We start from the raw sequence: 10,841 nt of genomic DNA, 5'->3' as shown, positions 1-10,841 counted from the left end.
TCGTTACGCTCATTGGCTTGCGAGCTGGGCCTGGGTATAGAAGCCGTCCTTGACGACTACATCGACATTGCTCTTGGTGAGCAACGTGGGTTGCAGAAGCACCGTGTCCACCTTCTTCTTGCCGTTGTCGTACTGCGCGTTAAAGGCTGGCTTCTCGCCCCTTGCCAGCGCGACAGAGAGTTTCGCCGCTTCGCCTGCGATCAGTTTCAGCGGTTTGTACACGGTCATGGTCTGCGTGCCGGCGATCACGCGTTTCACTGCTGCAAGATCGGCATCCTGGCCCGACACCGGCACTTTGCCCGCCATGTGTTGTGCAGCAAGCGCCTGAATCGCCCCGCCTGCGGTGCCGTCGTTCGAGGCAACAATCGCGTCAATCTTGTTGTTGTTCGCCGTGAGCGCATCTTCGACGATGCGCAGCGCCGTCGACGCGCTCCACTCCGGCACCCACTGCTGACCGACGATCTTAATATCGCCCTTGTCTATCGCGGGCTTCAACACTTTGAGTTGGCCCTCACGCAACATCTTTGCATTGTTGTCGGTCGGCGCGCCGCCGAGCATGAAGTAGTTGCCCTTCGGTTGCGCGTTGTAGACACCTTGCGCTTGCAGTTCTCCGACCTTCTCGTTGTCGAAAGAGATATAGGCATCTACGTCAGCGTCGAGAATCAGGCGGTCATACGAGACGACCTTGATGCCCGCCTTCTTGGCTTCGGCGACCACATTACCGAGGGTCTTCGAATTGAACGGCACGATCACGATCACGTCGACGCCACGCGAGATCAGATTTTCGATTTGTGAAATCTGTCGCTCTTCGCTCGCATCAGCCGATTGCACCGATACTTTGGCGCCGAGCTTTTCTGCTGCTGCAACGAAATAGTCACGATCGCGCGACCAGCGTTCGACACGCAGATCGTCGATGCAGAAGCCAATTTCCGGATGGTCCTTGCTTGCATGCGCGAGCGGCGCGACAAGCGACAGGCTGGCGAGCATCGCTCCACACACGAGCGAACTCAGTACGGTACGACGCGTTGCGAATTTCATGTCTCACTCCTTGTTCTGATAGCCGGAATACCGGATTGGACGGTCCGTGCTGCGAGCCACAGGACCGGACAAGCGACAACCCAAAGCTTCTTTTCTTCGCGCGATCGACGTGGCCGCGCGATTTATTTATGTATTTCTTCTCGCCTTTCTGTGACCTTTACTTCGTGGTGCCTCTTTATCGCCTGCTGTAAATCGCCTGATTCAAAACGTTTTCCAACTGCTCCTGCCGACCGCTCGCGTGCTGTGGATTCAGGCCGCGCGTCAATGCATCCGTGGCCAGCGTCGAGAGCGAATAGTCGCCCTTCAGGATCTTGCGGCCGAACTCCGACTCCCAGCCCGCGTAGCGCTGACGTTTGAATTGCTCGAGACGGTCGTTTTCGATCAACGTCGCTGCCCGTTCGACGGCAAGCGCCAGGTTATCGATTGCACCGATATGGCCGAAGAACAGATCTTCTGCGTCGACGCTCTGCCGTCGCACCTTCGCGTCGAAGTTCATGCCGCCGGTGGTGAAGCCGCCGTGCTTGAGAATTTCGTAGAAAGCCAGCGTCAGTTCCTCGACGCTGTTCGGAAACTGGTCCGTATCCCAGCCGTTTTGCTGATCGCCGCGATTCGCGTCGACGCTGCCGAAAATACCCAGCGCGTAAGCGGTAGCGATCTCGTGATGAAATGAATGACCGGCAAGCGTCGCGTGATTGGCCTCGATGTTCACGCGAATCTCTTTCTCGAGACCGTGTTGCAGCAGGAAGCCGTGTACGGTCGCCACGTCGTAGTCGTACTGATGCTTGGTCGGCTCCTGCGGCTTCGGCTCGATCAGCAATGCACCTTTGAAGCCGATCTTGTGCTTGTGCTCGACCACCATATGCAGGAAACGGGCAAGCTGATCACGTTCGCGTACGAGGTCGGTATTGAGCAGCGTATCGTAGCCTTCGCGGCCACCCCACAACACATAATTCTCGCCGCCGAGCCGTTGCGTTGCATCGAGCGCGTGCCGAACCTGCGTCGCGGCAAACGCGAAAATCTCCGGATCCGGACTTGTCGCCGCGCCTGCTGCGTAGCGCGGATGCGAGAACAGATTGGCGGTGCCCCACAAGAGTTTGATGCCGGTATCCTGCTGCTTGCGCGCCAGATAGTCAGCGATGCGCGTGAAATTCTCGCTATAGTCCTTCAGGCTGTTACCTTCGGGCGCGACATCGGTATCGTGAAACGTGTAATACGGCGTGCCGAGCTTCGTGAAAAACTCGAATGCGGAGTCGGCCTTTTGCTGCGCCCGTTCCATGGCATCGCCGGCCTGCTGCCATGGACGCCTAAACGTGCCTTGCCCGAAGATATCAACACCCGGCCATACAAACGTATGCCAGTAGCAGACGGCAATCCGCAGATGTTCTTCGAGTGTCTTGCCGAGCACGAGTTTGCTCTTGTCGTAATGGCGATACGCAAGCGGGTTATCCGACTGCGGGCCTTCGTAGCCGATCGTGGGAATATGTTCGAAGTAGGACATCAACGTCTCCAGATTTATGCTGCACTGCAACCCGTGCGACATCGCCGCGCCGGTCGACAAGGTGACGCCATGCTGCCGCTTGCAAGATGCATCGGCAATTGCGAAATTGCGCAGCGTGCTTGATGTTTCTTACCGCCCATGCGTTTGTTTCACACCGGGGCGATCTTCGCGGCCTAGAATAACCAGACGCTTAAAAACGGTGCCGCCTTCGGTGCGCACCTCACAGGAGACGAAGGCGCCGCGAGTCCCGACGATCCGCGCGCCGCCCACTGCCATGACCCGTCCGCAAACACCACAGACGACCCATCGGATCGCGCTGCTGTTCAACGCGAACAAGGTGTACGACCGCGAGATCATCACCGGCATCGGCAACTACCTGCTGTCGACGCGGGTGGCGTGGGATCTCTTCCTCGAAGAAGACTTCCGCTGCCGGCTGACGGGTATCGAGCGCTTCGACGGCGACGGCATCATCGCGGATTTCGACGATCCCGCTGTGGGCGAAGCGCTGCGCGATTGTCCGTTGCCGGTGGTGGCAATCGGTTCATCGTTCGAAGACCCGGCGCACTATCCCCCGGACTTACCCTATATCGCGACCGATAACGCCAAGCTGGTTTCGCTTGCTTACACGCATCTGATCGGCGCAGGTCTCGAACACTTCGCGCTGTATAGCCTTCCGCAGGCGCAAGAAAATCGCTGGGCGCAGCAACGTGAGTTGGCATTCGCTCACCTGCGCAGCGCGGACGGCCACAGCGCCGAGCAGATCGGCACCGAGATCTATCGCGGCCTGTCCACCAGCGCGCCGTCGTGGAATCAGGCAACCGAGCAACTCACCGCATGGCTCAGCCAATTGCCGAAGCCGGTTGGCATCATTGCCGTCACCGACGCCCGCGCGCGGCATCTGCTGCAAGCCTGTTTGATCGCAGGCATTCCAGTACCCGAACAGGTGGGGATCATCGGCATCGACAACGATCCGCTCACACGTACGTTGACCCGCATTCCGCTTTCCTCTGTGATTCAAGGCACCGAAGAGATGGGACGCACCGCCGCCCACTTGCTGCATCAGATGCTGCACGGGGCGCGTTTTCCGGGGCGGCGCATTCTCGTGCCGCCGGTTGGCATCAATGTGCTCGAATCGACGAAACACCAGCCGCTCGCGAGTCCGTATGTGATGCGCGCGCGGCACTTCATCCGTCAGTACGCGTGCCAGGGCATTCGTACCGAACAGGTTGCCGATTACGTGGGTGTGTCGCGTTCGTCGCTCGAAGAGTATTTCCGGCGCGAACGCCAATGCACCGTGCATCAGGAAATCCTGCGCCACAAGCTCGACGTCGCGAAAGCGCTGCTCGCGAAGCGCGATGCATCCAGCGCCGAGGTGGCGATCCGTTGTGGCTTCACGTCGCTGCAATACATGTACGCAGTTTTTCGCCGTGAACTCGGCTGTACGCCGCGCGAATACCAGGACCGTGTCAATTCGACGGCAGCACCGGGCTGAGCATGCCTTTCATCTCCTATCTCCACCGACGACATGATCAGCATCGCACCACTTTCTTCTGAGCCGTGGGGCGCGCTGCCCGGCGGCGATCCTGTGCGGCTCTTCACGCTGCGCAATGCGCACGGCATGAAAGTCGCTATCAGCGACCTGGGCGCGACGCTGGTCTCGTGGCATACGCCCGACCGCGCGGGGCGTCTCGGCGACATCCTGCTCGGCCACGACACGCCCGCCGAGTATGTTGCGGCCACCACCTACATGGGCGGACTGATTGGCCGGTGGGCGAATCGCATTGCCGATGCGCGTTTCACGCTCGACGGCATTGAGTACACGCTCGATCGCAACGAAGGTGCGAATCTGCTGCATGGCGGCACACAGGGTTTTCATCGCGCGCTGTGGGATGTAAGCGAAGACAACGGCGCGTTGGTCATGCGCCTGGAATCACCCGAAGGCGACGCCGGCTTTCCAGGCAACGTAACGGTGCAAGTGCGTTACGCGCTCGACGACGACGGCACGTTGACGATCGACTATGAAGCCATCACCGATGCAGCGACCCCACTCAATCTGACGAGCCATCCCTACTTCAACCTGACGGGTCGGCGGGATACCGACATTCGCGGACATGTGTTGTCGATCGATGCCGAGCAGTTCTTCGAAGTCGATGCGTCGATGATTCCTTGCGAGCTTGCCAGCGTAGCGGGCAATGCGTTCGACTTCAGACAAAGTGCGCCGATCGGCGCACGGCTCGATTGGCCGCACGCGCAGCTTGCGAGGGCTGGCGGCTTCGATCACTGTTATGTGCTGTGTGACACGGCTGACGCCACGACGGCAGCCCGCGCGTTGCGGATACGCGAGGTTGCATGCGCGTACGACCCTGGCAGCGGGCGCGAGCTGACCGTATCGACCGATCAGCGCGGCTTACAGCTCTATACCGGCAATGCGCTGAATGGCGACAGGGGACGCGGCGGCATCGCGTACCAACCGCACGCGGGACTTTGTCTCGAAGCGGGCGGCTTTCCGAACCAGGTCAATATGGCTGAGCAGGAGCAGGTTATCGTGCGGCCCGGCAACGCATACCGGCAGGTGACGGCGTATCGAGTGGGCGTACGTTCTGGAGTCTGAAGCAATTCTTCATATCTTACGAAGAGCATTACATAACGCCGACTTATCGTTTGCAGCAAGACTGAATTACCCGTTTAGGGGTTTGCCCTGGATCACCCGCTTCCTAGAATCCCTCCATAGGTCGCCGAACACAGTTTGTGGCGCCGGATAAAACAATTCCCGGAGGGAAGCATCATGAAATCGCTGATCAAAGCAGTCGCGCTGGTCATTTCCATCGCAGCCCCGGTGGCTTCGTTTGCACAGTCCGAACAACCGCTGACCCGCGCTGAGGTCAAGGCGCAACTGATCCAGATTGAAAAGGCTGGCTATAACCCCGCTGTGGCAACTGATTCCACCTACCCCGCGGACATCCAGGCCGCTGAAGCACGCGTAGCCGCACAGCATGACACCACCGGCTATGGTTCTTCGGCAAACGGGTCGTCGCAAACCGGCACGCCTGCACCGGTCGCGAATCCCGCTCAACCCATGCAGATGGACGGTCAGTAAAACGCTGCCGTTGTCTTTCGTTGCGTCGTTCGATGCGAGCCATGCTTGAAGCATGCGCTCGCATCGAACGCGTTTCACTGTGCATGACGATGACGGCACCGTGTAAGAAAATCCTTTGACGAAAATAATGGCTCATATATCCTAGGGCGGCAGTTTGGTGGTTCTCGCAGTGCGGTCGATTCAGATCAGCGAGGACTTCTACTCAACGTCGCTTCGGGTTCCATCGTGAAAGTCCGTGGTCCATTGGTGAGATATCAGCCTGGTCGGGAAAGAACGTTCCTGTCCGGCTGTTCGAACGCTCATCAGGGGAGTCGCTGCGCTTCGCCATCCCGCCCCCTGTCCATTGATACCGTGTTGTCGCGTCGCTCTGTGCGTCGACACAACGTCATTGCAGCTCCCGCAGCCATTGCGGTGCGAACTGACGAAATCGCGTCGCTTCTGCCTTAGCCCCCTTCTCTTTTCGCGAGCAAGTGTTGCGTGCGATAGACCGTCTATTTAACGGTCGAACGCCTGCAACGCGTTTGTCGGTCCGCGCTTTGCATTTGCCTTGCTAGCGTTGCCCGGCTTATAGCGCTCGCCTATCTACGTCCCTCTTAGCTCTGCTGTGCGCTTGCGCCGCGGCAGGCGGCATCACGTCCCTTTGCGTCCGCATTCATGCCGGACATACGGACGTGTGGGTCGTCACGCTCGCACATCTGTGCCTGCGCTGCGGCGAAAACTGAAGATCGAATCAAGGAGATAGTCGAATGAAGATCCGTCATGCCAAGCTTCTCTCGCTCACCGGCACGATGCTGTGCTCGCTGACCGCATTAACGCCAATGAACGCTGCACGCGCAGCGGACACGACGATCAACGTCTACAACTGGTCGGACTACATCGCCAAAGACACGATCTCCGGCTTTGAGAAGCAATCCGGCATCACTGTGAAATACGACAGCTACGATAGCGACGACACGCTGCAGGCCAAACTGCTTGCCGGCAGCTCCGGGTATGACATCGTTGTGCCCACATCGAGTTATATGGCGCGCCAGATCGAAGCCGGCGTGTACCAGAAGATCGACAAATCGAAGATGCCGAATCTCGCGAACCTCGATCCGGGTTTGATGAAACTGATTGCCGATGCGGACCCTGGCAATCAATACGGCGTACCTTGGGCGTGGGGTACGGATGGTGTCGGCTATAACGTCCAGGCTGTGAAGAAAGTGCTGGGCGCGGATGCGCCTCTCGATAGCTGGTCGCTGGTGTTCGACCCGGCGAATCTTTCGAAGCTGAAAAGCTGCGGCGTGTCTTTCCTCGACGCGGCTGCGGACGTTTTCCCTGCCGCGCTTCAGTACATGCACAAAGACCCGAACAGCACTAATCCCGGTGACTACCAGGCTGCGTATGAAATGCTGAAGAAAGTGCGACCGTATATCACGCAGTTCAATTCTTCCGGCTACATCAACGATCTGGCGAACAACGATATCTGCGTGGCGTTAGGGTATTCGGGCGATGTCGGGATTGCACGGCGACGCGCGTCGGAAGCGAAACGTTCGTATGAGGTGCGGTTCTCGAACATCAAGGATGCCGGTCTGATCTGGATGGACGTGATGGCGATTCCGAAAGATGCGCCCCATCCGGAAGCAGCGATGAAGTGGATGAACTACATCGAAGATCCGAAAGTGAGTGCCGCGATTACGAATGAAGTTTTCTATCCGACTGCGAATCGGGCGGCTCGGCAGTTTGTGACGCCCGCGATTGAGCAAGATGCGAATGTGTATCCGCCTGAGGCTGTGCTGAACAAGATGACGTTAATGCGGCCGCAGCCTGCGCCGATCATGCGGCTTGAGAACCGGCTGTGGGCGCAGTTGAAGTCGGGGAGTTGAGCGTTGGCTGTTGCGTTGTGCTTTGGTGATGTTAGGTGACTCCTTTTGAGCGTAGCGCATGCAGTGGGTGTGTGCGCTACGCCTTTTTTGAAACTTCTATTTTTAACCCTGTTTGCATTCAAACCATTATGAGCATTTTGAATATCGTAGATTTTGCGCAGCCTGCCAAGGAAAGTACGGAGTATATGCCGAAGGCGGAAGCGGTTCTTTCCGGCAATCCTTTGCAAGCGGTTCACACGCATTTTGCCAGTCCGTGTGGGCAGCTGGCGGCGGGGGTTTGGGAGGGAGCCTGCGGTCAGTGGACGGTGAACTTCACCGAGAGTGAGTATTGCGAGATCCTTGAGGGCGTGTCCGTGATTCGCGATGCGGACGGGACAGCGAAGACCGTGCGGGCTGGGGATCGGTTTTTGATTCCGGCGGGATTTAAGGGGACGTGGGAAGTGGTTGAACCGTGTAAGAAGGTTTTTGTTTCGGTGGAGTTTAAGGGGTAGGAAAGGAAAACCGCCGCCTCTTTCCCGCAACCCGGCACGCCAATAGTCACCCTGTATCCGGGACTTTGCCCTGGCCTGCCGGGCGGCTCTTCACGTGATCAATGAAGGCGCGCAGCTTCGGCATGATCTGCCGGCGGCTTGGATAGTAGAGAAATACGCCCGGCATCACCGGCGCAAACGGCTCCAGCACGTGCACCAGTGTTCCCGCTTTCAACCCTTCAGCAACCATCGGCTCAGGTAGCTGGGCAAGGCCCATGCCTTCGACTGCCGCGCCAAGCATGGTAGGAAAATCGTTGGCGATGAGGGGGCCGGATACGGCAATCTCGATCGCGTGACCGTTGTCGTTGAATGACCAGAGCGCGAGCGCGCCGCTGGATCGCCGCCATCGCAAGCATGCGTGTTGGCGCAGATCGTCCGTGTGCCTGGGCCGGCTGCGCCCTGCAAAGTAGGCAGGGCTGCCGACGACGATGAGACGAAACGGTGGCGTCAACGGTACGGCGACCATGTCGGCGTCGACAAACTGACCCAGCCGGATGCCGGCGTCGAACCCTTCCGCTGCAAGATCGATCAGCTCCTTGCTTGCGGCGATCTCCACTTCAACTTCGGGATAAGCCCGGCAGAAGGATGCAATCAGCGGTTCCAGCAGGATTGGCACCACTGCGCGCGGCACTGAAAGACGCAACAATCCGGTAGGCCGCTGGCCAAGTCCGCGCGCGACCTCACTCGCGGCGACAAGCTCGTCGAAGGCAGGCTTTGCCTGCGAAAGAAACCGCTCGCCAGCTTCGGTCAGGCCGACACTACGCGTGGTGCGTATGAAGAGCGCTGCGCCAATGCGCGCTTCAAGTACACGCACCGTCTGGCTGACGGCCGAAGGCGTCACTCCGAGTTCAGCAGCTGCCCGGCGAAAGCTGCGATGCTGGGCAACGCTCAGGAACACCTCCACGCCATCGAGCGCGCCTTGCCTGACTGTGAAGTTCCGCTTCATAGCCCGTCAACATTGTGATGAATAGTCGCCCGCGAGAGGCCATGGTACACCTACGCCTGCAGATGAGGCGTCACGCCGACGTCGACTCTCACTGCATTGTTCGAGGCCACGCCGACGAAGACCCAGAGTCACATGGAGAAACGCTCATGACCGCCACCCCTATTCCCGCTGGTATCGTCACGCTGCGTCCTGCCTGGCGCAGCCTGCTTTGGATCGCCCCGTTGACGGTCCTGTGGATTGTGTTGATCTATTGGCAACCGATTATCCCGACCAGCGGCGTTCAGACCACAGCCCACCAACTGATGGCCCATGCGCTTATCGCAGGCGGTCTGTGGCTCGGCCTCGAAAGCACGGACCTGACGCCGGGCCAACGCCGCACGACCTGGCTGGCGGTCATGATCCCAGACACGCTTTGGTTCGCCGTTGCCTGGAGCGCATCCATCAATGGCGTGTTTCGCGCGGACGCCTCACCCTTGCCGTTGCTACCGTTGGCGATCTTCCTGCCGGTGATGATCGGCGCGCCACTGTTGCTGTTGTCGAAGCGCGTGGGGCAGGCGCTCGATGCGATGCCGGCGACCTGGCTTGTCGCTCTTCAGCTTTACCGGATATTTGGCAGTTGGGCCCTCGCTGCCTGGCTGCATGGGGCGCTGCCCGGTGTGTTCGCGTTGCCGGCGGGTATGGGCGATGTGTTGACCGGCTTGTTCGCGGTGCCTGCGGCAATCGCTGTGGCGAGCGGTACGGCTCAAGGGCGCAAGGCGGCGATCGCGTGGAACATCTTCGGCCTCGCCGACTTCGTCGTCGCGATTGCCTTGGGGATGATCACCTCGCCCGGCCGGTTCCAGTTGATCGTTCCGAGCGTGTCGAGCATCGGCGCCGGTGCTTATCCTGCGGTGCTGACCCCTGCTTTCGTGGTGCCAAGCTCGATCCTGCTGCACGCGCTGTCGCTGCGCCAACTGATGCGGCGACGCGCTGGCTGATCGCGTTCCTATCCTTCAATGCGCCAGACAACACCTGGCAGCAACCATTTTTCATGCGAGGCAACATGTCACCGGAACTTCTCTTCCAACTGCATCTCGTCCTGGGGTATGTCGCCTGGCTGCTTTGCTTCCGCCTATACGTCTGGCCCAGGCTCAAGTCGATGGACCCATTCGACGCGCAACGCATCATCGCCACCTTGCACAGCTTCCGCTTCTTCGGGCTGGTATTCATTCTGCCGGGCATCGTCAGCCCCGATCTGCCTGCCAGCTTCGCCGTGTTCGCCGCATACGGTGACTTCGCAACAGGAATTCTGGCGATGCTGGCGTTACTCACAGCACGAGTACGGTCACTCTTCTGGTTGTTCGTCGTAGCCTTCAACGTTGTAGGAGCGACCGACCTCATCCTCGACTACTACCACGCTATCCAGGCCGATCTTCCTGCGCATGCGGGAGAGTTCGGCGCCACGTATGCGATTCCGATCATCTACGTGCCCTTGCTGATGATTACGCATGTCGCTGCCTTCTATCTGCTGCTACGCCCTCAGGCCAAGATGGCTCGGAGCTATTGATCTTTCCAGCGATCGATAATTCGTCAACCTAAGCGGTCTGTGACGCTGCTGGTTGCCAAGATCGCTCTACACTGCTCACTGGTCAATCGACCCGGATGAACCCGGTATCCGCCATCGAGTTCCCTTCCAGCCAGTTGGATTCGTTTATGCGCGTGCGCGGGAGACTGCCGTTTCACAGGCGCAGCCGTTCCCGACATACAGTTAGCACCAGTTGGCGGAGCCAGCGATGAACAGGAGGCTCGCACCACAGCGAGCGCGGCGGGAAAACTCGGAACGACGGCGACAATCGTTCGTCCGAGACGTGGCGCTGGATGCACGTTA

Annotated in this window: 10 protein-coding genes; 7 read left to right on the top strand and 3 right to left on the bottom strand. The window is 59.2% G+C overall.

The genetic code is table 11. The annotated features are described in order from the left end of the window. Positions 1 to 9 precede the first annotated feature (9 nt). Entirely contained in the window at positions 10 to 1,038 is a 1,029-nt protein-coding gene (gene xylF, locus KHO31_RS33065; RefSeq protein WP_201078020.1) for a D-xylose ABC transporter substrate-binding protein, read from the bottom strand. Between the two features lie 175 nt (positions 1,039 to 1,213). Continuing rightward, positions 1,214 to 2,536: a xylose isomerase gene (gene xylA / locus KHO31_RS33060; RefSeq protein ID WP_211625230.1), complete on the bottom strand. Its 1,323-nt coding sequence runs from the start codon at positions 2,534 to 2,536 to the stop codon at positions 1,214 to 1,216. 274 nt (positions 2,537 to 2,810) lie between these two features. Here xylA and KHO31_RS33055 point away from each other — a divergent pair, with 274 nt between their 5' ends. The 5 genes from KHO31_RS33055 to KHO31_RS33035 all read left to right on the top strand — a co-directional run bounded on the left by KHO31_RS33055 (position 2,811) and on the right by KHO31_RS33035 (position 7,989). Beyond that, on the top strand, positions 2,811 to 4,028 hold the full coding sequence (locus KHO31_RS33055) for a XylR family transcriptional regulator (protein WP_201085215.1): 1,218 nt from the start codon (positions 2,811 to 2,813) through the stop codon (positions 4,026 to 4,028). Between the two features lie 33 nt (positions 4,029 to 4,061). Next, complete coding sequence (locus KHO31_RS33050) at positions 4,062 to 5,147, top strand: aldose epimerase family protein (RefSeq protein WP_201085214.1); 1,086 nt, start codon at positions 4,062 to 4,064, stop codon at positions 5,145 to 5,147. Between the two features lie 174 nt (positions 5,148 to 5,321). After that, on the top strand, positions 5,322 to 5,633 hold the full coding sequence (locus KHO31_RS33045) for a DUF4148 domain-containing protein (protein WP_201078014.1): 312 nt from the start codon (positions 5,322 to 5,324) through the stop codon (positions 5,631 to 5,633). A gap of 788 nt (positions 5,634 to 6,421) precedes the next feature. After that, positions 6,422 to 7,498, top strand: coding sequence for a polyamine ABC transporter substrate-binding protein (locus KHO31_RS33040; protein WP_236061077.1), 1,077 nt, complete (start codon positions 6,422 to 6,424; stop codon positions 7,496 to 7,498). A 71-nt stretch (positions 7,499 to 7,569) separates the two neighbouring features. After that, the gene (locus tag KHO31_RS33035; RefSeq protein WP_236061022.1) at positions 7,570 to 7,989 is read left to right on the top strand and encodes a cupin domain-containing protein; all 420 of its coding nucleotides are present in this window, start codon (positions 7,570 to 7,572) and stop codon (positions 7,987 to 7,989) included. Between the two features lie 46 nt (positions 7,990 to 8,035). Here the strand turns inward: KHO31_RS33035 and KHO31_RS33030 are convergent, their stop codons facing one another. Beyond that, positions 8,036 to 8,974 carry a LysR family transcriptional regulator gene (locus tag KHO31_RS33030; protein ID WP_201078010.1) on the bottom strand — a complete coding sequence of 313 codons (939 nt, stop codon included), beginning with the start codon at positions 8,972 to 8,974 and terminating at the stop codon, positions 8,036 to 8,038. A 146-nt stretch (positions 8,975 to 9,120) separates the two neighbouring features. Here KHO31_RS33030 and KHO31_RS33025 point away from each other — a divergent pair, with 146 nt between their 5' ends. Further along, positions 9,121 to 9,951, top strand: coding sequence for an MFS transporter (locus KHO31_RS33025; protein ID WP_201078008.1), 831 nt, complete (start codon positions 9,121 to 9,123; stop codon positions 9,949 to 9,951). Positions 9,952 to 10,016: 65 nt separating this feature from the next. Then, positions 10,017 to 10,520 (top strand): hypothetical protein, encoded by a 504-nt coding sequence (locus KHO31_RS33020; RefSeq protein ID WP_201078006.1) that lies wholly within the window; start codon positions 10,017 to 10,019, stop codon positions 10,518 to 10,520. The last annotated feature ends 321 nt before the right edge of the window (positions 10,521 to 10,841 follow it).

Origin of the sequence: Paraburkholderia domus, from assembly GCF_905220705.1 — a bacterium.
In the GTDB taxonomy this organism is placed as follows: Bacteria; Pseudomonadota; Gammaproteobacteria; order Burkholderiales; family Burkholderiaceae; genus Paraburkholderia; species Paraburkholderia domus.
The sequence above is the reverse complement of the archived record's forward strand: the minus strand, read 5'-3'. Positions and strand labels throughout refer to the sequence as shown.